This window comes from Parafilimonas terrae (genome assembly GCF_900115755.1).
Taxonomy (GTDB): Bacteria; Bacteroidota; Bacteroidia; order Chitinophagales; family Chitinophagaceae; genus Parafilimonas; species Parafilimonas terrae.
Genome location: NZ_FOXQ01000003.1, coordinates 26,237 through 48,164 on the forward strand (window position 1 = coordinate 26,237; position 21,928 = coordinate 48,164).

The window sequence follows — 21,928 nt, forward strand, 5'->3', positions numbered from 1 at the left end:
TCTAAAGGGTTATTTTAGAATTTAATTGATATTCTTATTCGCTCACGATAGAAGATTAATTGCACTAACTATTTTACTGTAAGCAATTCATACAATCAAACAACATCCTTCAGCCAAAATATCAGCATAAATAAAAATGTAACTGTTATTTTTAGTTAACTAAAACTTTCAACTATGGATAATATTACCAAAATGTATGAGAATATACAGGTGCTTTTCGCAACCTACGGTTTAAAGATTCTTGGCGCCATACTCTTCTTTATTATAGGCCTCTGGATAACAAATATTATTACAAGGTTATTGGGCAAATTAATGGTGCGTCGCGGCTTTGATGTATCACTGCAATCATTCCTGCTCAGCCTCATCAGCATTGGGTTGAAAGTGTTATTACTTGTAAGTGTAGCCGGTATGATTGGCATTGAAACCACCAGCTTTATTGCAGTGATAGGCGCTTTGGGTTTGGCTGTTGGCTTGGCTTTGCAGGGTTCGCTGGCCAATTTTGCGGGAGGCGTTTTAATACTTTTATTCAAGCCTTTTAAAGTAGGCGACCTTATTGAAAGTAACGGGCAGATTGGCACTGTGCACGAAATACAAATATTCAATACCATATTGCTCACACCAGATAATAAAACCACTATTATTGCCAATGCAATGGTATCGAATGGTATTATTACCAACTATAGCAGGCATGGCAGTATACGTGTTGACCTTAGCATGAATGTGGCTGCCGATAATGATATGGATAAAGTAAGAGCAATTGCAATTGAGGTAATGAATAAGGATGAAAATATTTTAAAAGACCCTGCGCCCGGTGTATTTGTTTCAAAGCTGGGTGGTTATTTTAATGAATTATCCATACGCCCTTATTCAACTGTTGAAAATTATTGGAGTGTTTATTTTGGAACGCTCGAAAAAATTCAGAAAGCATTTACTGAAAATAATATTACAGCGCCAGTGCCTTCGCAGGTATTAATTTCCAAAACAGCTTAGGAAGAAGTTCTTAAACCATTGTTAATAGCATTTTGTGCTTGTGTAATATTTTAAATAGCTTCATCATTCTGTAAATTAAATTGAGAATTATGAAGAAAGTATTTTTAGCGCTCTCTGCAAGTTTGTTTTTATTATTTGCCAATGCGCAAACAGGTGATAATGTTATTAAGCAACGCACTATTAATGTAACCGGCACTGCTGAACTGGAAATAACGCCGGATGAAATTTATGTTCAGGTGGAACTGCGTGAATACACAAAGAAAAATGGCGAAAAGGTGGATATAGAAACCATTCGTAACCAGTTTTTAAGCGCTGCCAAAAGTATGGGCATTGCAGATACTGATGTGGTTGTGCAGGGATATTCAGGGTGGGATGGCAACTATTGGTGGTACCAAAAAAATAAAAAGAAAAACCCTGACATGAAGGCCGGCATTACTTATGAAGTAAAAATGAAATCAGTGAATGACATGGACAAGCTGGTTGATAAACTTGATGACCAGGCAACACAAAATTTTTCTTTAAGCCGCACATCGCACAGCAATATGGATTCAATTAAAAAAGAACTGAAGATACAGGCTATAAAAGCTGCTAAAGAAAAAGCAACTTACCTCGCTGCTGCTTTAGGCGATAATGTGGGCCAGGCTTTAACCATCAATGACCCGGTAGAAAACGGCAGTTATCCAAGGCCCGTTTATGCAGCTAATATGATGATGAAGGCTGCCGATGCAGAAGCTGCACCAATGGATGTTGATTTTAAGAAAATAAAAATTCAGTATAACGTAAATGTAGTGTTTGAATTGAAGTAATTAAATAAGCTCCCGGCCACAACTTAGTCATTCAACTCACAATTCATTTAAATGAATTGTGAGTTTTTTATTATTGGCAAATCAACTTTCGCATTTTTCGATCGACGATTTATGGCTATCATTCATTTTTGAATAATAATTATTATTTTCATTCCTTATATCATACATTAACCCTGCTCTATGAATAATGACCTCTTATATAAAATTGCCTTAACCCTCGTTCCCAATGTAGGCTGCGTTCAGGCTAAAACACTTATTGAAACTTATGGCGATGCTGAAAGTGTTTTTAAAGCTAAAAAGAAAGAGTTAAGCACTTTGGAAAATATTGGTTTAATAAGCGCCGCCAATATAAAATCGTTTGAAGATTTTTCAATAGCAGAAGAAGAAATAAAGTTTATTGAAAAGTATAAAATACAACCGCTCTTTATTACAGACAAAAATTATCCGCAGCGTTTATTGAATTGCTATGATACGCCAACACTGTTGTATTATCGCGGCAATGCAAGCTTAAATGTTTCCCGTATTATAAACATTATCGGCACAAGAAATAATACGGATTATGGTAAACAGGTCACTGAAAAACTGGTGAATGACCTTGCTGGCATGAATGTTTTAATTGTAAGCGGGCTTGCTTATGGTATTGACAGCATAGCACATAAAGCAGCGCTGCAAAATAAACTTGAAACGGTTGCCGTATTGGCCCATGGGCTGCAAACAATTTATCCGCGCCAGCATAAATCGCTGGCAAAAGAAATAACAGAACAGGGCGGTTTGCTTACAGAATTTCGTCATTATGAAAAACCTGATAAATATAATTTTCCAAAACGCAACAGGATTGTTGCAGGTATGGCAGATGCCACAATTGTAATAGAAACCGCAATAAAGGGCGGCAGCATGATTACTGCTGAACTGGCTAACAATTATAACCGCGATGTTTTTGCTTTGCCCGGCCGCATCTCTGATGCAAAAAGTGCAGGCTGCAATTATCTTATTCAAAGCAATAAGGCTGCATTATTTACTGATGCGAAAGATCTTATAGAAAGCCTTGGCTGGCAACCAAAAAAAACCAGCAGAAAATTGCAGGCCGAATTGTTTATTGAGTTAAGTGAAGATGAAAAAATAATCATTAATCTTTTAAAACAAAAAGATAGTGTGCATATTGATGAGCTGAATATTGGAAGTAACCTTAGCAGCAGTTCAATAGCGGCAGCTATATTAAATTTAGAATTGCAGAATGTAATAACAAGTTTGCCGGGAAAAATGTATAAGCTGGTGTATTAAATCTTCAACCGGTGGGAGGGTATTATTTTTCCTTGAATTATAACTCTTTCACTTCAACCACCAGTTGCTGCAATATATTTTTGGCGTCGCCAAATAACATGGATGTTTTGGGTTTGAAGAAAAGTTCGTTTTCAATGCCTGCATAACCCGGCTTCATGCTGCGCTTGTTTACGATCACCATTTTTGCTTCTTCCACTTCAAGAACAGGCATGCCATAAATAGGAGAAGATTTATCTGTTTTAGCTGCAGGGTTTACTACATCATTGGCGCCGAGAATCAACACAACATCTGTTGTTTTAAATTCATCGTTGGCATGTTCCATTTCAAGCAGTTTATCATAACTCACATCGGCTTCAGCCAATAAAACATTCATGTGGCCGGGCATTCTTCCTGCAACCGGATGAATGGCATATTTTACTTCAACACCTTTTTCTTCCAGCATATTTTCCAGTTCATGACAAGCATGTTGTGCCTGTGCTACAGCCAGGCCATAGCCCGGAACGATCATTACTTTTTTTGCATAAGCCATTGCTACAGCCGCGTCACTCACACTTATTTCTTTATAATTCCCACCCGATTTGCTTTGTGCAGCAACAGTCTTGCTTCCTCCAAAATTTCCTATCAATACATTCTTCAGGCTGCGGTTCATGGCCTTGCACATAAGAATGGTAAGCAATGTGCCTGCTGCACCAACAAGAATGCCCCCTGTGAGCATAACTTTATTATCATATAAAAACCCACCGCAGGCAGCAGCAACCCCGGTAAATGAATTCAGCAGGGAAATTACAACGGGCATGTCTGCGCCACCGATTGGGAACACAAATAGTACTCCATAAACAAGCGATAAAAAAGGAATAAGATAAAACAGTTTATAGTTAAGCGGGTTAAGGCCAAATAATAAAAAGATGATTAATCCGATGATAACAAACAGCAACACGATATTAAAAATATGCTGGCCTTTAAAAGAAAAGTCTTTGACTTTTCCGTTTAATTTACCCCAGGCAATTATGCTGCCGGCAAAAGAAACGCTGCCTATAAAAGCGCCTGCATATATTGTAAGCAGGTGACCGATAATTGCGCCATTAATTTTCCAGGGAACCTCGCTCCAGCCCGGTTTATAAAACACTTCGCTTAAATGATTGAATTCAACAACTGAAATAAGCATGGCGCAGGCGCCACCCATGCCGTTAAACAAACTCACCATTTCAGGCATGGCCGTCATCTTTACTTTTTTCGCAGCAAGTGCTCCAACTACTGCGCCTATTATAATGCCACCGAAAATCCATCCGTAATTGTGAAGCCGTTGACCATACTCATCTTTATATAAAAAAATAGTTCCGAGAATAGCAAGCGTCATTCCTGCGGCAGCAATTAAATTACCATTACGCGCTTTTGCAGGATTTGACAACATCTTCAAACCAATAATAAATGTTACTGAAGCCAGTATATAAATTAAAGTGAGTAATTCTGACAGCATTTACATTAATGTTTTTTTTCTTTTTTGCCTTTAAACATTTCCAGCATACGATTGGTTACAACAAAGCCGCCTACTACATTTAGGGTTCCTAATATCACAGCGAGAAAGCCAAGTATTAATGCTACATAATTATTACTTTCCGCTTTACCCATTACGATGATGGCGCCGATAATCACTACACCATGAATGGCATTGGCGCCGCTCATTAACGGCGTATGCAAAACACTCGGCACTCTTCCTATTACTTCAATACCCAAAAAGATCATAAGTATTACGATGTAGATGTACTGCTGGTTTTCGCTTATCCAGTTCAACATAATTTTTATTTTTTATGCACAGCGTTTAGAGCTAACAGATAAAAAGCCTCTCTCTTCTCTGTTTTTCTGTGCAATTAAATATTGGGTTCTCGCTTTTGAAGCGTTTGACCATGCAAAGACGCTTCAACCTGTAAAACTCTCTTTAATTTGTTCAAAGGTTCACACGTTCACCTGTTCACAAGTTTATTTCAAATTCCCAATTCCTGGTTTCCTTAACTACTCAACCAATCAGCTTATCAATCAATCCTCCCACCCTTTCATTCACCACTTTACCACCATGTGTAATACAACAGCCTGCAACAATATCATCTTCAAAATTCAGATTGATATTTCCTTCTTTTGTTATAATAAGCTGAAGAAAATTCAATACATTTTTTCCATACAATTTACTGGCATCGCCGGGCATGGTTGCAGCAAGGTTACTGTTGCCAACAATGGTTATATTTTTATACTTAACCGTTTCATTGTTTTTTGTTTGAAGTGTATTACCGCCGGTTGCTGCTGCAAGATCAATGATAATAGAACCAGGCTTCATACTATCGAGCATTTCATTGGTAATTAATACCGGTGCTTTCCTGCCGGGAATTTGCGCCGTAGTTATTATAATATCTGCTTTGGCAACAGAAGCTGCAATCTTTTGCTGTTGCCTTTGCTTATATTCCTCAGTTTGTTCAACAGCATAACCACCAGCTTTTGATGCATCCGCGGCGCCTTCCACTTCTATAAATTTTGCACCAAGGCTCATCACTTCTTCTTTTACTGCAGGCCTTGTATCAAACACTTCAACTACTGCACCCAAACGTCTTGCCGTTGCAATTGCCTGCAGGCCTGCAACACCTGCCCCAAGAATTAAAACCCTTGCAGGCTTAATGCTGCCTGCAGCCGTCATAAACATGGGAAAATACCGCGGATAAATATTGGCCGCTTCAAGCACTGCTTTATAACCTGCAATATTAGCCTGGCTGCTAAGCACATCCATACTTTGCGCACGGGTGGTCCGCGGCATCATATCAAGACTGAATGCAGTTATATTTTTTTCAGCCAGTTGCTTTATAAACTGATAATTGAATAAAGGCTGATAAATACCAATCAATATTGCATTTGTTTTAAGCGCTGTAATTTCCTCTTGTGATAAAGGCTGGATGGTCAAGATAATATCTGAAGCATTTAAAATTTCTGTCCGCTCAGCTATCCTGATATTTTTTGATTGGTATAATTCGTCAGGTGCATAAGCCAATGCACCGGCATTCTTTTCAATATTTACAACTATATTTTGTTTGGTAAGTGTATCAGCCGCTTCAGGGAGAAGCGAAACCCTCGTTTCATTAATTGGTTCTTTCAGGATGGCTATCGTCATTGGCAATAGTTACAACCCGTAAATTATCGGCTTTTATTGTATTAACAAAATCCGGTCGCGATATTGTGACGAACATGTTTAATAAAACAGGTAAAGAACTATAAGAATGCAGGAATAAAATATGCATAAAGCAGCATTGGCACGGGTTGCCAGGATAATAGCTGAAGTGTTTTTTAAATGTTGAAGCACAGGGACCATGCACATCAAACTTATCGTTAACCAAAACCACGGTGTAAGCCTTTTCTTTTCTATCATTTCAATTTGCACATTGAAATATATTTTATAACAAAGCGCAATAACTGCAATTGTTATCAGCAGGCAAATCAACCAGCACATTCGTTGTAATAATTTCTTTTAAAACCGTATAACAAAATCCTGTTTTATTTTTTGTTCTATGCGAAAGAAAACAAGCCCGACAAAAAATAAATCAATGGTAAGCGTTACTGAAGGATGCTCTTTTATTTCTTCCCAGGCAGCTTCCATATCGCGGCTCCAGTGTATATCATCAAAAACAAGAATGGTTGTACGCTCTGTAATTTTAAGCAACTCATAAAAATAATTCAGCGTTGGTTCTTTGCGATGGTTGCCATCAATAAAAACAAAGTCAACCGATGAAAGTTGATTGATGACCGCTGGAAGATTATCATCAAAATTGCCTTCAATAACTTTTATATTGGAAAGATGCAATTGCTTAAAATTGTTTTTAGCTACAGCCGCCACTTCCGGCGCACCTTCCATTGTTATAACCTGAGCTGATGGATTAGCCGCCGATAAATATGAAGTGGTAATGCCCAATGATGTTCCAAGTTCGAGAATGCTCTGCGGCTTATAATAATGAACGATTCGAAATAAAAGCTGGCTGAATTTTTTTGGCTTTAATGAAGATTTTGCTATGGCGGAAATTTTCCGTTTATTGTTTAGCTGCATTCTTGAGCCTGCGCCAAAATCAGGAACATTTATCTCTTTCTGATTATCTTTTAATTCAGCCCTTATATTTTCAATAAAACGAAAACTGTCAAACTCACGTTTATCATTGAGCACATTGTTTATAAAATCAAACACAAAAGGGGAATGTACACCATGGCCACTTCCGTTTGACGCGGTTAACCAGTATTTCAAATATTTAAAAGCGAGTTGTGCTGAAGAATACATGCCCTGCCCTGAAGGGAGCTATGTGTAACCCTTAAGGATTGCGCAAACTTAATAGCTGTTTATGAATTAGTGATTTTATTTCTTCTGGTTATGGAATGGGCTTACTTTTTCACCCAATGCTGGAAGCTGTAATCGTAAGCATGTTTTTCATCTTTATAATGATCTTCGTTAAACACAAGTTTCCATTTGCTTTCATCAATAACAGGAAAAAAAACATCAGCGTCTTCAAAAACATGATGCACCCTTGTTATATAAATATTATCAGCCTCATTTATGGTTTGGTCATACACATGTGCACCGCCTAAAATCATTATTTCTTTATAATCATTTTCCTGTGCAAAGAAATAAGCGTTCTTTAAATTATTTACGTGCACAATGCCATCGTTTTTAAAAAATCTACTTGAACTGAGCACAATATTTACCCTTCCCTTCAACGGTTTTTTACCAAGCGATTCAAAACTTTTCCTGCCCATTAAAACCGGCATTGCCCAGGTTTTATTTTTCAAAAACTTAAGATCATTTGGCAAATGCCAAAGCAGTTGATTGTCTTTTCCAATAGCATTATTTGTTGATGCTGCTACCACTAAACTTTTAACCATAAGAAAATCCCCTCCCACCTCCCCTGAAAGGAGGCTTTTGAAAGTTCAAAAGTATTTAATGTGTTCAATTAAAATCAAGTTGCTCAAAAGCCTTCTCTTTGAAAAGGTTTGAATGGATGTTACACCGCCACCGGCGCTTTTATAGCAGGATGAAACTGGTAATTCTCCAACGTGAAATCTTCATATTTAAAATCGAAAATATTTTTTACCAAAGGATTTAATTTCATCGTTGGCAAAGAATAGGGCTTTCGCGAAAGCTGTAATTGCACCTGCTCTATGTGATTATTATAAATATGCACATCGCCAAAGGTGTGAATGAAATCGCCCGCCTCCAGGTTACAAACCTGCGCCATCATCATGGTTAATAAAGCATACGATGCAATATTGAATGGCACGCCAAGAAAAACATCGGCGCTGCGTTGGTACAACTGGCAACTTAGCTTTCCATCGGCCACATAAAACTGGAATAAACTATGGCAGGGCATTAAAGCCATATCAGGCAAATCAGCAACATTCCAGGCGCTTATAATTATGCGGCGGCTATCGGGATTATTTTTTATTTGATTGATGGCACCGGCAACCTGGTCAATCGTTTCGCCGTTTGCACCCCCCCAGCTCCGCCACTGCTTTCCATAAACAGGGCCAAGCTCCCCGTTTTCATCGGCCCACTCATCCCAGATGCTTACGCCATGTTCTTTTAAATATTTAATATTGGTTTCACCACGCAAAAACCAAAGCAGTTCATAAATAATACTTTTCAAATGCACTTTTTTAGTGGTTACCAGCGGAAAGCCTTCACTCAAATTAAAACGCACTTGATAGCCAAAATAGCTGATGGTGCCGGTGCCGGTACGGTCAGTTTTCTGTGTGCCGTTATCTAAAATAAATTGTAATAATTGCTGATACTGTTGCATGAGCGCAAGGTAAAAGAAAGCCATGAGCTACGAGCTGTGATGAGTGAGCTGTGAAGAAGGTGTGCATTAAAAAACCTCCGCAAGTGCAGAGGTTTTATTTTGCTTACCGAAATAAAAATTATTCTTCAATCTGGAAAACGATTGGCAAGGTCATTCTTGTTTTTACCGGTTTTCCTTTCACAGTTCCGGGTGTCCATTTAGGCATAGAAGCCACTACCCTTTCCGCTTCCTCATCCAAACCAGAGCCTATTTTGGCGCCAATGGCATGCACATCTGTAACCTTACCATTTTCATCCACAACAAAACTTACGCCTGAACGGCCTTCCACATTATTATCCAAAGCAGCTTGCGGATATTCAATTTGATTATTAATGTAATTTTCTATGGCAGACTGGCCGCCCGGAAAAGCCGGCGCCACATCAGTAAAAGTATAAATGCCATCTTTATCCGCCACCACTTTTTTGGGTTTTGTTGCAGTTTCTGCTTCAATAACCACTTTACGTTTTTTAGTTGTTATTGCCGCCCTGGGTTTTTCACCGGTAGCCGGCGTTACTCCATTTTGCGCTGTGGCAGTATCTCCCAAATTATCGGTTGCTGAATTTGACGGCTCCGGCGTTGTATAAGCCGGCATAGATGCAGTATCGGCAATTTTATCAGTTGAAGGGTTTGAATTACATGCGGCCATCATTAAAGAAAACAGTGCAAGCGATCCTAAACTCTTAAATTTTGTGTACTTCATATAAATTTTTAGTACGCCTTCATTCAAACAAGATGCCATAAATACCAAAATAACTGTATATGTTTTTAAACAGTAAACTTAATTCCCTGGGCCAAAGGCAGTTGCGTACTATAATTTATAGTGTTTGTTTGCCGGCGCATGTAAGCTTTCCATGCGTCGCTGCCGCTTTCCCGTCCGCCGCCTGTTTCTTTTTCGCCGCCAAAAGCACCGCCTATTTCTGCTCCACTGGTGCCGATATTTACATTGGCGATACCGCAATCGCTTCCCTCAGCCGACAGAAAATATTCCATCTGCCGCATGTTATTGGTAAAAATGGAAGACGACAAACCCTGCGGCACACCGTTTTGTTTTGCAACGGCTTCCTCAATGGTGGAATATTTCATTATATATAATATAGGTGCGAAAGTTTCTGTCTGAACAATATCCAGGTTATTTTCTGCTTCAATAATGCAGGGCTTTACATAACAGCCGCTTTCAAATCCTTCCCCTTCCAGCACACCGCCTTCCACGATAATTTTGGCAGATTGCGATTTGGCTTTTTCAATAGCCTTTGAATAATTATCAACGGCTGCTTTATCAATCAAAGGCCCAACATGATTTTCAACCTCCAGGGGATCACCGATCTTTAACTGGCTATAAACAGCTTTCAGATTTTCAATTACCTTATCGTAAATACTTTCATGAATAATTAAACGGCGCGTGGTAGTACAGCGTTGGCCGGCAGTTCCCACGGCGCCAAAAACAGCGCCGGTAAGTACCATTTTCAAGTCAGCATCTTCGGTAACAATAATGGCATTGTTGCCGCCCAGTTCCAGGATTGATTTACCTAACCTTGAAGCCACCGCAGCGCCCACAATCTTCCCAATTTTTGTGGAACCGGTAAAAGAAACGAGTGCAACACGCTCGTCTTCACACATAGTTTTGCTAATAGTATCGCCATTTATCAGGCAGCTGATGCCTTCCGGCATATTGTTATTTTTAAGCACTTCGGTAATTATTTGCTGGCAGGCAACAGCGCACAACGGCGTTTTGGGCGATGGCTTCCATATACAAACATTGCCGCACACCCAGGCAATGGCGGCATTCCAGCTCCATACTGCAACCGGGAAATTGAAGGCTGAAATAATTCCCACAATACCAAGTGGATGCCATTGTTCGTACATACGGTGGCCTGGCCTTTCGCTATGCATGGTTAAGCCATACAACTGGCGGCTGAGGCCAACAGCGAAATCGCAGATATCGATCATTTCCTGCACTTCACCCAAACCTTCCTGCAGGCTTTTACCCATTTCGTAGCTCACCAGCTTGCCAAGCGGCGCTTTGTTTTTTCGCAAGGCTTCGCCAAACTGCCGCACAATTTCGCCGCGTTTTGGCGCAGGAATTTTTCTCCATTCCAGAAACGCTTTTTGAGCAGTTTCCAAAACCTTGCTGTAACCTTCCGGTGAAGTTTCCCAAACACTACCAACCAGTTTTCCGTCAACCGGAGATATGGAATCTATTTTTTTTTCTGAACCTGTAAAAGTTTTTGAGCCGGTTGAAGTGCCGGCATTTTCAGTTGTGATGCCGAGCTGCTGTAAAAAATCCATGTGAATAATTTTTTAAAGATGAGCTGTTGAGCCACTTTATCGAATGGCTACAGAAAGCAATTTAAGGCAGCAAATTTAAGCATCTATTCTTAGCGGGAAGAAGAGAGGTTTTTAAAAAATAAACGGCTTAAAAGCAAAATAGCGGGTAGAAGCATAACCAGTAATTTAAATTCAAAATTTATCTAATAATTAAAATTATATAAATTACTATATTTATATAATTATCAATTATTTATAATAAAATATATAATTTTATAACTGCTCACATATTTGTGCAGCTTAAAGAAGGTAGCAAGTTTTATCATTACTTAACTTATTTATTGAAAAAATAATAATTAAATTATATAATTAATTGATTTACAATTTAATTTTAGATATGAATTTGAACTAATTAAAATAGCCTATAGATATTATCATTCAATCAATAGATAACTAAAATATATAGCTGAAAATTTACTAATTGTTGATACAAAAACGGCAGCAGTTAGAATTAAATGTGAATTAGAATTTTGTTGTGGGGCTTCCCGAAACCTTCTTTCTTTTAAAAGATTTTCTGTTTAAGCGGATAAGATTTTAAATAGGATTTTGGCTCCAAATATGAAAAAGAGAAGCAGTTCACGCTGGGTTTTAGCGATTTTGCAAACAGCCGGTTTCGCGGATTTTGGACAATGAAGGACAGAAGATTTCAAAAATTTGAACTTCACGAAAAGCTCAAACCGATTTATTTTTCACAAAAACTTTTTATCAGCACATATTAGTTTTATCTGGCATAATATTTTGTTTAAAAACTGAACATGAAAAAACTTCCTATCATTCTTTGCAGCATTTTTCTTTTTGCGCTTATAAGTTGTTCCAGAAAACGTGTACCACAAAAAACACCGGCAACTACTTTTGATACTTCAACCACAAAAAATAATAACCGGCCTGTTTTGATTGATTCTGCAAAAACTGCTGATTCCGCAAAAACGGTTAACGAGGCGGCGGCGGCAAGGGTGATGATTGTGGCAGATGGATATGGAAGGCTTATTACACCACAACAGAATTTGCCGGAAGACAGCGGAATTAGTTATAATAATTTGCAACTTTCAAAAGGATTTACAACACAGCAACGGGCTAATATGCAGGCGCGTTATAAAACAATTCCACCGCGGGTGCTATATGTTCCGCAGCAATATGTGCGCAGTTCTTTAAAAGGCAGTTATTATATTTTGAAAAACAAATTCTGGTATTGGAAAAAAACAGACGGGCTGTTTTACCTTGATGAAAAATATTACCTGTAAATTAAGTTTGAAAAGTTTTAAAGCGAACCAGGCCAGCTAAGGCAATACTGTAAACAAACCAAATAAATGAGAAAATTTTGAGTAGCAGTTATTAACTTGCATTTCAACATTTTAGGACTAATGGAAATCTGCCGGAAGATTGCAATGGTTATAAATTTCCGGCTGTTTAAACGGGTTTCTAATTGTTTGCAGGAGGCGTGCATTGCTTCTTATGGCTGCAGCTAACCGGTTAAGTGCTGAGCTTTATATAAATAACTATTAATAACAGCATAATTAAACTTCTGTTTGTTGGAACAAGATATACAAATACTGGACGGCCTTAAAGGTGAGTACGCAAAACGCACCAGGTATGAACAAATACTTTACAGACAATACGCTTATTTTATTGATGAAGGCGCCAGAAAATACAATTTAAATAACGATGATAGCTTTAGCGCTTACAGCGATACCATACTTTCAGCTATACATAATATTGTAAATGAACGGTTTGATGGCCGCTCATCGCTAAAAACCTACCTGTACCAGATTTTTTCCAATAAATGTATTGACCTGATTCGAAAAAACACGACTAATAAGCATCAGGTGCATAAAACAATGCCTGTAGCAGATGCAATGAGCCAGTTACCGGACAGCACAAGAACTGTGATTGATGGGCTAATAACCAATGAGTTAAAGGCAACAGTGCGAAAGCAGCTTGATGCAATAGGAGAAAAATGCAGGAAGCTTTTACTGATGTTTGAAGACGGCCTTACGGATAAAGAAATTGCAGCAATCCTGTCATACAATACAGCGGCGGTAGTTAAAACCACGCGGTTGAGGTGTTTGGATAAGCTCAGGGAAAAAATACTCAATTAGCTTAGATATGGTTACTGCATCAGTTCTATTAAAAAAGATACTCTAAACAAAAAATAATTATGCCAGACAACCTGGAATATATTGAATCCTACTTTCAGCAGGCATTAAATGCCGGGGAAAAACAGGCTTTTGAAGAAAGATGCGAAACAGATGAAGCTTTTGCCAAAGAAGTTGCCTTCTATATAATTACCCGCGAAACTTTGCGCGAAGAATTGCTGGCAAAAAAACAGCAGGAGTGGAAGAAATTAAAAGCAGAAGAAGAAAGCGCCCCTGTTTTTTCCATCTCTAAAAAATCAACCTTAAGCAAATGGATCATGTACGCTGCGGCAGCCTGCGTGCTATTGGTAGCATCTATGTTCCTGTTTGAAATGCAAAGCTCGCCGCAAAGACTCGCTTCTCAATACATCAATAATATAGATTTAAGCCAAACCATGGATGCATCCCACGATAGCCTTCAGCTTGGTATTGCAGCTTATAAGAATAAGGATTATGCCAAAGCATTAGGGTATTTTGAAGGCGTTGCAAAACAGGATACTGCTAACAGCGACGCTAAAAAATATACAGGTTTAACCTATATACAATTAAATAATTACGATAAAGCCATTGAGCAATTTGATGCGCTGGCCAACATGAAAGGCCTCTATTATAACCCGGGAGATTTTTTAAAAGCCGTAGCCTTATTAAAAAGAAATAAATCCGGGGATGAAGCAACAGCCAAAACATTACTGCAGAAAGTAGTAAGTGAAAACGAAAGCGAAAAAGAAACTGCTGAGGAATGGTTGAAGAAGTTTTAGCAATGTGATTTTTATTGATCTGATTAGCTAACACCCAAAATATAAATTATGGATCAGACTACCGTTCAAACTATTATTGAAGGCGGCATACTTGTGGCCCTGGTATGGATCGGTTCCAGCACCGCATCAATTGCAAAAAATACTTCCAGCGGCGACAATAAACCAAAGGACCCGCCAGATCCCAAGTAATCACAATTACATTATCCTAATATGCATTCTTAATGAAATAAAGGTTTATGCATAATTATATTAACATGCGGATACTTTTATTTTCATTAGCATTTTCATGCATTTTATCTTTTAATGTTTCTGCCCAATGCCTTACGAAAGGTGAAATACAGAGTAAAGCATCTCAAATAGAAGAAGATGAAAAACTAAACGATGCAAAAAAATTAGAGCAGTTCTATTTGCTAAAGCAGCTTTGGGACAAATGTAAAATTCAACCTGACTCTGTTTATTCTAACATACTACTTAAGATTGGATATTATGAAGTTAGGATTAACAGGGATTTCGATATTGGTATCAACTTTACAAAAGCATCGTTAAAGATAAATACCAGCAATAAACCGGGCAGTTCAAAACTTCTTGCTGCAAAAGGTTACTTTTCTCTTGCGGCTTATTACTACAGGATGCTTTTATATGACAAAGCATTAAAATATTTTGATAGCACTATTTCCATTATAAATACGTTCCCCAATAATACAAACTACACTATACAGTGCAAGTTGTACATGGCCTACATTTATTTTCAAAACGGCGATTATCAAAAAGCCGTTGAAGAAAGCACTTCAGGATTATATAGCTGTGTTAATAAAAAGGATTCGACCCGGTTTCTCGAACTTTTGACGCAACGATCACAGTCACTTTATTATGAAAATAAATTAGATAAATCTCTTGAAGATGCTAATTTAATGATAAGCATTGCACAAAAAAACAAGTCAGTATATGAATTAGCTTCTGCCTTAAAAATAAAGGCACGCATTTTTCAAAAAATTGGAAATTTCAATGTAACAGATTCTTTATTTAAAGAAGTAATCAAAGCACGAATTAAAACGAAAGACTTTGAACAAATAGCTGCAGATTATAACGATTATGCTAATTTTTATCTTGATAGTTTAAATGATCATAGTAACGCCAAACGATATTATTTGGAAAGTCTTGCCTATGGAAAAAGAGCAGAAGATTCTTTTGCACTTGCAAGGGCAACAATAAACATTGGTGAAATTTATTTGGAACAGGGTAATTATAAAGAAGCTTTAAAAAATTCAACCAAAGCGCTAAGCCTTCTTAACATTCCTGTTAAACAAAATAATATCCAACCTCCAACTGCTCAAAAGCTGGATATTATCAGTGCCAAAGAGCTTGCCCTGGTAATCATGAGAAACAGAATGGAAGCTTTATTGCAATTGTTTTCGAAAACTAAAAAACAGGAATATTTGTCTGCGTCCGTTAAAACGGCGTTCGTAACAGATACTTTTCTAACGAATATGCGGCATGTTCAAACCGGCAATCAGAGCAAATTATTTTGGCGCGATAAAACAAAAGGTTTTTATTCAAATGCAATTAAAGCGGGTTTCCTGGCTAACAATGCTGATGCAGCTTTTTATTTCATGGAAAAAAGCCGTGCTGTATTACTCAACGATAAATTAAATGAGCTTAATGCGGCTTCCTATCTTTCAAAAGCAGATGCAGCCAAACAGGAAGATTATGAAATCAGGATAATTGAACTGCAGCAAAAGATGTCAGCATTATCCGATACATCTAAAAAACACGAGGCTTTGCAGTTACAGCTATTAAACATTAAGAATGATTATGAACAATTCATCAAATCACTTGAACAAAAATATCCTGTGTATTATCAATACAAGTATGCAGATAATGTTCCAACGTTAGAAGCGATTCAATCCTATCTCGCAAAAAATAATCAAAGTTTTGTTCATTATTTTTTTGCTGATACTGCCACTTATATACTCGCAATAACAGCCAATAAAACCCGTTTTATTAAGCTTTCACAACAGGAGTTTAACAAAAATGACCTTACCAATTTTCTGCAGTTATGTTCTGATAAAAAAGCGCTGAATAATAATTATCAAAGCTTTGCTTTACTATCCAATTCAATTTATAAGAAGATATTTCAGCCTTTGCAATTGCCTGGAGGCAGGGTTGTAATTTGTACAGAAAATACAGTAATTCCTTTTGGCGCCTTGTGCACCGATATAAACGGAAAACATTTTTTGTTAAATGATTATAGTTTCAGCTATGCTTATTCTGCCTGTTTCTTAATGAAGCAATTTAATAACCCGCCTGCCAAGGGAAACTTTATCGGCTTTGCTCCTGTTTCTTTTAATAAATCGCTCGGTGTTGTTGACTTAAAAAATGCTGCAAACGCATTAAATACATCTGCATCTTTTTATAACAATGATAAGCTTTTTACCCATACATCTGCAAGCCGCCATAACTTTTTTTCTTACGCACCCTCCTATTCAGTTGTAAGCATTTTCTCCCATGCTTATGCTGATACCACAGATAATGAGCCTGTGCTTTTCATGCAGGATTCCTTAATTCATTTATCAGAATTACAAACGTTGAACAATCCCGCAACAAAGCTTGTTTTGTTAAGCGCCTGTCAGACCAACGTAGGCAAAAAGGCAACAGGCGAAGGCATTTACAGTCTTGCAAGGGGCTTTGCAAGTGCTGGCATTCCTTCGGTTTCAGCAACTTTATGGAAAGCAGATGAACAAACGATTTATGCTATTTCTGAAAAACTTAATCAATACTTATCTGAGGGAATGACTAAGGATGAAGCTTTACGAAAAGCCAAATTAGATTTTATACAGGCCAATAGCAGTGAAAAAACGTTGCCTTATTATTGGGCAAATATGATACTGATTGGAAATGCAGATGCAATTCAGCTTCAAACCAATCGCTCCGGCGTTTATTTATGGTTGGCGGCGGCTTTATTGTTTATACTTATCTCAGGAGCTTTCATCATTAAAAAGAAAGCTTTAAATAATTTATAAGATCATACACAGATAAATTTGATAACTTGCTTGCCCTATTTGTTTTAACCACGACTAATAGGTAAAATTCAAATATCAAATCAAAACACCAGTTTTATGGCAAAGACAAAAACAAAAAAAGATGTGACAGTTCAGCCTACCGCAAGCGCAGCAAGTGAAACTGCTCCCACAGGAACAACAAAACAAACCAAGCCCAAATAACTTTATTAATAAGGCTCTTTTTAATTCCTGGGCAGCTTCGTAAAAAATTTGTTCTGCTGTTGCACGGCATTACATTAAATTAGGCCAGTTTTACTGACAATTTAATGTGATAATGTACAGGTATTTGATTGCATACTTATTTACTTCTTTTTTTCTTTCAGGCTTAGAGAGCCAAAGCCCGTCTAAGCCTGAAATTTTAAATAAGGTTTTTGCTATAGAAGATAATTCATCAATCTCTAACAAGCAGAAACTAAAGGATTTTTATGTGCTGGAAAAAACTGTATCCAAATCTTTAAAAGATAAGGATTCTGTTTATGCATGGATATTATTAAAAATAGGTAAGTATGAATATATTGCCAATCACAATTATGACAGTACAATAAAGTTTACAAAGGCAGCACTGCAGGTTAATAACTCCTCTGATACAGGATCATCCACATATTTAAACATCAATGCTTTTTTTAACCTTGGCTCTGCTTATGAAACTTTATTATCCTATACACAGGCATTAAAAAACTATGATAGTTCAATCAATCTTGCTTCCAGGTTTATAGATACCAACACCTTTGCCTTAGATGCCAGAACAGCAAAAGCTAACATTTACTTTTCTTCAGGAGATTATCAAAAAGCTGTTGAAGAAAGTATAAAGGGCGCACATTTGGCTGAAATTGAAAATAACGCATCTGCAAAAACAACTTTTTTAAATATGCAGGCGCAGGCTTTATTTTTTCAAAATAATATTGAAGCAAGTTTACCCATTGCTTATACAGCATTAAACGCATCAAAAAAAATTAATGATGCATTTGAATTAGCAACAGCTTATAAAACCCTTGCGTTAATTTACAATAACAAAAAAGTATTTGATTCTGCAAAATACTATTATAATGAAGCTATCAACTATAGATTAAAAACAACTTCTTATTCAAACATTGGCGCAGATTATAACGAGTTTGGAAATTTTTATAACGGATTAAACGATTATAAAAATGCCGCAAAATGCTATGAGCAGTTTTTATATTATGCAGGGAAGATAACAGACCCTGTTGATCGTTCAGTCAAATTATCATTTGCCTATTTAAACTATGGGGAGTCTTATTTTAAACAAAATAAGCTAACAGAAGCAGGAAACCTTTATCTGAAAGCAATGAACACTTTAAAATTTAATGTTTCAGGTATTCTGCAAAATCCTCCCATCAATAAAATAAGCGTTTTTGGCAACAGGGCCGAATTGATAATAACTTTAATGAAAAACAAAACAGAGCTGTTGCTCGAGGAATATCATCGAAATAAAAATACAGCTTATCTTAAGGCCTGCCTTCAAACAGCACTTACTACCGATTCCATCATCACTCAAATAAGGCATGAACATATAAGTGAACAAAGCAAGATCTACTGGCGCGACAAAACGAATCAATTTTACGCAATTGCGATTGAAGCCTGTTATCTTGATAAAAACCCATCGATGGCATTTTATTTTTTTGAAAAAAGCAGGGCAATTTTATTAGGCGATAAACTCAATGAATTAAATGCCGCTGCTTATTTGCCGGAACCGGAAACAAAAAAAGAAGAAAGTTATCAGTTTAAAATTGTAGAACTTGAGCAAAAGCTTGCTGCCTTAGATGAAAAGGATAAAGCGTTTCAAAACGTGCAATTGCAGTTACTAAATGCAAAAGATAATTTTGAGCATTATATAAAATCGCTGGAACAAAAATACCCGCTTTATTATCAATATAAATATGCCGATGAAGTTCCCGGCCTTGAAACATTACAAACATTTCTAAGCAAATCAAAACAATGTTTTGTGCATTATTTTTTTAGCGATTCAGTTTTATATGCATTGGCTATAACAGCGGATAATATCAATTTTCTTCGAATACCCGCAGCTAAAAATATTAAGAGCCAGCTTGCTGCATTCAGCGAATTATGCGCTGATAAAAACCGGCTTAACAGCAATTATAATTATTTTATCACCTTATCTAATTCACTTTTCACATCAATCTTTCAACCTTTGAATTTGCCAAAGGGCAGGATAATAATTTGCACTGACAATAGTTTAATTCCGTTTGAAGCCTTGTGTTCAGACAACAGTGGCAAATCTTTTTTAATTAATAATTACAGCTTCGATTATGTTTATTCGGCACGGCTTCTAATGCAGCAGTTTAAAAACAGTGCAGCCAAAGGCAGCTTTATAGGATTTGCCCCGGTATCTTTTTCAAATGATCTTCATGTGCCTGCCCTTCAATATGCAGACGTTGCAATGCAGGAATGCGCAGGTTTCTATAAAAATGTTTTATTGTTTACGCATAAAGATGCGACAAGAAATAATTTTTTTACCAATGCTTCCAATTATTCAATCATCAATATTTTTTCCCATGCAAGCGCTGACACTTCAGGTAAAGAACCAGTGTTATTTATGTGGGATTCGGTTATTCATTTATCAGAATTGCAGCTCTTAAATAACCCTGCAACACAATTGGTTTTATTAAGCGCATGTGAAACGAATGTTGGCAAAAATGCAACAGGAGAAGGTGTTTATAGTTTGGCAAGAGGCTTTGCAGCAGCGGGCATTCCGGCAATAGCAGCTACCCTTTGGAAAGCCGATGAAGAATCCATCTATAAAATTTCAAAAAAATTCAACCAGTATTTATCCGAAGGCATGAATAAGGATGAAGCGTTGCAAAAGGCAAAGCTGCATTTTATTAAAAACAGCAGCAAAGAAAAGCTGTTGCCCTATTACTGGGCAAATATGGTGTTAATAGGAAATACAAATGCGGTGAATGTGGACGCTTCAAATTATAATTATATATGGTGGATTGCCATTGCAGGCATTGCAGTTGCATCCCTTTTATTTTATATCCGGAAAAAGAACTTACAAAAAAAGGGCTGAAGTTTCAGCCCTTTTATAATCTTTCATACATGTTATATTTCAAGCAATGCCTTGATCGGATCTTTTGGATACAGCAGCAGTTCGGGGTTTTCCAGTAATTCTTTCACACGCACCAAAAAGCTTACACTTTCTCTTCCGTCAATTATGCGGTGATCATAACTAACAGCCAGGTACATCATCGGCCTTATTACAACCTGCCCGTTTATTGCCACAGGCCGCTCCTGGATTTTATGCATACCAAGTATAGCGCTTTGCGGAAGATTAATAATAGGCGTGCTCATTAAGCTGCCAAACACACCGCCATTTGTTATAGTAAACGTTCCGCCCTGTAAATCTTCAGCAGTAAGTTTGCTATCCCTCGCCTTACCAGCCAGTTCAATCACTTTCTTTTCAATATCAGCCATGCTTAAGCTTTCCACATTACGTATAACCGGCACGGTTAAACCACGTGGCGTGCTCACAGCAATACTTATATCAGCATAATCATGATATACCAGTTCATCTCCATCAATATAAGCATTAACGGCAGGCCATTCATTTAATGCAATAGCACAGGCTTTTGCAAAGAAGCTCATAAAGCCAAGGTTAACGCCATGTGTTTTATTGAAAATCTCTTTGTATTGCTTGCGAACTTCCATAATGCGTGTCATATCTACTTCATTGAAAGTAGTAAGCATCGCAGTAGTATTCTTAGACTCAACTAAACGGCGGCTGATGGTTTTACGCAGGCTGCTCATACGCTCCCGGCGTTCATTGCGGCTGTTTAATTCCTGGCCTTTAAACGGTTGTTTTGCCGGATGGGATAAAGCTTCCAGCACATCATTCTTTAATATCCTGCCATTACTGCCGGTAGGTTTTATATCAGATGGGTTTACCTTCTTATCTGCTATAATGGCTGATGCAACTGGAGTTGCTTTTACATCTGTTACAGATTGCTGGTTACCGGTTACAGGTTTCACGTTTGACGATTCACGATTCACGCTTTCAGCAGGCTGTTGACTGTTAGCTGTTGACTGCTTTGCCGGTGCCGCCACATCCGTATTTATCGTTGCAACCACATCGCCTATTTTAATTACATCGCCTTCTTTAGCAATTTGGGTTAGCTCTCCCGCTTCTTCCGCATTTAATTCAAAAGTTGCCTTCTCACTTTCCAGTTCAGCAATTACTTCATCGCGGTCAACAAAGTCGCCATTATTTTTTGTCCATTTTAATAAAGTTACTTCGCTGATGGATTCGCCAACCGTTGGCACCTTCAATTCAATAATACCTTTTCCCGCTGCAGGTTTGGTTTCTGCAATTACAGCAGGTTTTTCTGTAACAGTTTCGTTTGGCTGAGGCTCTTCTGCCTGCTCAATTACTTCGGGCCGCTTTAAACTGGTAGCTGATGATGATGCATCGGGCGCTTTTGCCTTTTCGTCTATATTGGCAAGAACAGCTCCAATATTCAGGGTGTCACCTTCATTGGCAATAAGCTTTATAGCACCGCTTTGTTCAGCGTTTACTTCAAACGTTGCCTTTTCACTTTCAAGCTCTGCTATTACATCATCGCGGTCAACATATTCACCATCTTTTTTCAACCATCTTAGTAAGGTTACTTCGCTGATAGACTCTCCTACTGCCGGAACTTTTATTTCAATCATAAGCCCTCCGTCTCCCTAAAGGGGAGTATTTTA

Annotated in this window: 18 protein-coding genes; 9 read left to right on the forward strand and 9 right to left on the reverse strand. The window is 37.6% G+C overall.

Translation table 11 applies throughout. From position 1 onward, the window contains the following. Positions 1-174 precede the first annotated feature (174 nt). The 3 genes from BM015_RS06480 to dprA all read left to right on the forward strand — a co-directional run bounded on the left by BM015_RS06480 (position 175) and on the right by dprA (position 3,077). Positions 175-990, forward strand: a complete 816-nt coding sequence (locus BM015_RS06480) for a mechanosensitive ion channel family protein (RefSeq protein WP_090656310.1) — start codon at positions 175-177, stop codon at positions 988-990. 89 nt (positions 991-1,079) lie between these two features. Continuing rightward, positions 1,080-1,796: an SIMPL domain-containing protein gene (locus tag BM015_RS06485; protein ID WP_090656314.1), complete on the forward strand. Its 717-nt coding sequence runs from the start codon at positions 1,080-1,082 to the stop codon at positions 1,794-1,796. 180 nt (positions 1,797-1,976) lie between these two features. Further along, positions 1,977-3,077 (forward strand): DNA-processing protein DprA, encoded by a 1,101-nt coding sequence (gene dprA, locus BM015_RS06490; protein ID WP_090656317.1) that lies wholly within the window; start codon positions 1,977-1,979, stop codon positions 3,075-3,077. A gap of 37 nt (positions 3,078-3,114) precedes the next feature. On the opposite strand, the gene BM015_RS06495 is transcribed toward dprA, so the two are convergent. From BM015_RS06495 to amaB, 8 genes are all read right to left on the reverse strand, one after another. Further along, the gene (locus tag BM015_RS06495; protein WP_090656320.1) at positions 3,115-4,554 is read right to left on the reverse strand and encodes an NAD(P)(+) transhydrogenase (Re/Si-specific) subunit beta; all 1,440 of its coding nucleotides are present in this window, start codon (positions 4,552-4,554) and stop codon (positions 3,115-3,117) included. Between the two features lie 5 nt (positions 4,555-4,559). Further along, positions 4,560-4,871 carry an NAD(P) transhydrogenase subunit alpha part 2 gene (locus tag BM015_RS06500; protein ID WP_245751267.1) on the reverse strand — a complete coding sequence of 104 codons (312 nt, stop codon included), beginning with the start codon at positions 4,869-4,871 and terminating at the stop codon, positions 4,560-4,562. Between the two features lie 220 nt (positions 4,872-5,091). Continuing rightward, the gene (locus BM015_RS06505) at positions 5,092-6,228 is read right to left on the reverse strand and encodes a Re/Si-specific NAD(P)(+) transhydrogenase subunit alpha (RefSeq protein ID WP_090656327.1); all 1,137 of its coding nucleotides are present in this window, start codon (positions 6,226-6,228) and stop codon (positions 5,092-5,094) included. A gap of 354 nt (positions 6,229-6,582) precedes the next feature. Then, the gene (locus tag BM015_RS06515) at positions 6,583-7,347 is read right to left on the reverse strand and encodes an O-methyltransferase (protein WP_245751268.1); all 765 of its coding nucleotides are present in this window, start codon (positions 7,345-7,347) and stop codon (positions 6,583-6,585) included. Between the two features lie 134 nt (positions 7,348-7,481). Beyond that, positions 7,482-7,979 carry a dihydrofolate reductase gene (locus BM015_RS06520; RefSeq protein ID WP_090656337.1) on the reverse strand — a complete coding sequence of 166 codons (498 nt, stop codon included), beginning with the start codon at positions 7,977-7,979 and terminating at the stop codon, positions 7,482-7,484. A gap of 119 nt (positions 7,980-8,098) precedes the next feature. Beyond that, positions 8,099-8,893 carry a thymidylate synthase gene (locus BM015_RS06525; protein WP_090657073.1) on the reverse strand — a complete coding sequence of 265 codons (795 nt, stop codon included), beginning with the start codon at positions 8,891-8,893 and terminating at the stop codon, positions 8,099-8,101. Between the two features lie 118 nt (positions 8,894-9,011). Next, positions 9,012-9,632 carry an energy transducer TonB gene (locus BM015_RS06530; RefSeq protein WP_177191833.1) on the reverse strand — a complete coding sequence of 207 codons (621 nt, stop codon included), beginning with the start codon at positions 9,630-9,632 and terminating at the stop codon, positions 9,012-9,014. A gap of 65 nt (positions 9,633-9,697) precedes the next feature. Further along, complete coding sequence (amaB, locus tag BM015_RS06535; protein ID WP_090656343.1) at positions 9,698-11,218, reverse strand: L-piperidine-6-carboxylate dehydrogenase; 1,521 nt, start codon at positions 11,216-11,218, stop codon at positions 9,698-9,700. 794 nt (positions 11,219-12,012) lie between these two features. Between amaB and BM015_RS06540 the strand changes: the two genes are divergently transcribed. From BM015_RS06540 to BM015_RS06560, 6 genes are all read left to right on the forward strand, one after another. Beyond that, entirely contained in the window at positions 12,013-12,498 is a 486-nt protein-coding gene (locus BM015_RS06540; protein ID WP_090656346.1) for a hypothetical protein, read from the forward strand. Positions 12,499-12,786: 288 nt separating this feature from the next. Continuing rightward, positions 12,787-13,353: an RNA polymerase sigma factor gene (locus BM015_RS06545; protein WP_177191834.1), complete on the forward strand. Its 567-nt coding sequence runs from the start codon at positions 12,787-12,789 to the stop codon at positions 13,351-13,353. Between the two features lie 59 nt (positions 13,354-13,412). Then, positions 13,413-14,147, forward strand: coding sequence for a tetratricopeptide repeat protein (locus tag BM015_RS06550; protein ID WP_090656352.1), 735 nt, complete (start codon positions 13,413-13,415; stop codon positions 14,145-14,147). A 48-nt stretch (positions 14,148-14,195) separates the two neighbouring features. Next, positions 14,196-14,336 (forward strand): hypothetical protein, encoded by a 141-nt coding sequence (locus tag BM015_RS21525; protein WP_177191835.1) that lies wholly within the window; start codon positions 14,196-14,198, stop codon positions 14,334-14,336. 65 nt (positions 14,337-14,401) lie between these two features. Then, the gene (locus tag BM015_RS06555) at positions 14,402-17,167 is read left to right on the forward strand and encodes a CHAT domain-containing protein (RefSeq protein ID WP_177191836.1); all 2,766 of its coding nucleotides are present in this window, start codon (positions 14,402-14,404) and stop codon (positions 17,165-17,167) included. Positions 17,168-17,480: 313 nt separating this feature from the next. Then, positions 17,481-20,255, forward strand: coding sequence for a CHAT domain-containing protein (locus BM015_RS06560; protein ID WP_090656359.1), 2,775 nt, complete (start codon positions 17,481-17,483; stop codon positions 20,253-20,255). 32 nt (positions 20,256-20,287) lie between these two features. Here BM015_RS06560 and odhB read toward each other — a convergent pair whose 3' ends face one another. Continuing rightward, positions 20,288-21,895 (reverse strand): 2-oxoglutarate dehydrogenase complex dihydrolipoyllysine-residue succinyltransferase, encoded by a 1,608-nt coding sequence (odhB, locus tag BM015_RS06565; protein ID WP_090656362.1) that lies wholly within the window; start codon positions 21,893-21,895, stop codon positions 20,288-20,290. Between the last annotated feature and the right edge of the window lie 33 nt (positions 21,896-21,928).

Bases quoted from the DNA above. Each gene is read 5' to 3' on its own strand.
- BM015_RS06500 (WP_245751267.1), bottom strand. From the start codon at position 4,871: ATGTTGAACTGGATAAGCGAAAACCAGCAGTACATCTACATCGTAATA.
- BM015_RS06520 (WP_090656337.1), bottom strand. From the start codon at position 7,979: ATGGTTAAAAGTTTAGTGGTAGCAGCATCAACAAATAATGCTATTGGA.
- BM015_RS06555 (WP_177191836.1), top strand. From the start codon at position 14,402: ATGCGGATACTTTTATTTTCATTAGCATTTTCATGCATTTTATCTTTT.
- BM015_RS06540 (WP_090656346.1), top strand. From the start codon at position 12,013: ATGAAAAAACTTCCTATCATTCTTTGCAGCATTTTTCTTTTTGCGCTT.
- amaB (WP_090656343.1), bottom strand. From the start codon at position 11,218: ATGGATTTTTTACAGCAGCTCGGCATCACAACTGAAAATGCCGGCACT.
- BM015_RS06480 (WP_090656310.1), top strand. From the start codon at position 175: ATGGATAATATTACCAAAATGTATGAGAATATACAGGTGCTTTTCGCA.
- BM015_RS06505 (WP_090656327.1), bottom strand. From the start codon at position 6,228: ATGACGATAGCCATCCTGAAAGAACCAATTAATGAAACGAGGGTTTCG.
- BM015_RS06485 (WP_090656314.1), top strand. From the start codon at position 1,080: ATGAAGAAAGTATTTTTAGCGCTCTCTGCAAGTTTGTTTTTATTATTT.
- BM015_RS06495 (WP_090656320.1), bottom strand. From the start codon at position 4,554: ATGCTGTCAGAATTACTCACTTTAATTTATATACTGGCTTCAGTAACA.
- BM015_RS06530 (WP_177191833.1), bottom strand. From the start codon at position 9,632: ATGAAGTACACAAAATTTAAGAGTTTAGGATCGCTTGCACTGTTTTCT.
- BM015_RS21525 (WP_177191835.1), top strand. From the start codon at position 14,196: ATGGATCAGACTACCGTTCAAACTATTATTGAAGGCGGCATACTTGTG.
- odhB (WP_090656362.1), bottom strand. From the start codon at position 21,895: ATGATTGAAATAAAAGTTCCGGCAGTAGGAGAGTCTATCAGCGAAGTA.
- BM015_RS06560 (WP_090656359.1), top strand. From the start codon at position 17,481: ATGTACAGGTATTTGATTGCATACTTATTTACTTCTTTTTTTCTTTCA.
- BM015_RS06525 (WP_090657073.1), bottom strand. From the start codon at position 8,893: ATGCAACAGTATCAGCAATTATTACAATTTATTTTAGATAACGGCACA.
- BM015_RS06550 (WP_090656352.1), top strand. From the start codon at position 13,413: ATGCCAGACAACCTGGAATATATTGAATCCTACTTTCAGCAGGCATTA.
- dprA (WP_090656317.1), top strand. From the start codon at position 1,977: ATGAATAATGACCTCTTATATAAAATTGCCTTAACCCTCGTTCCCAAT.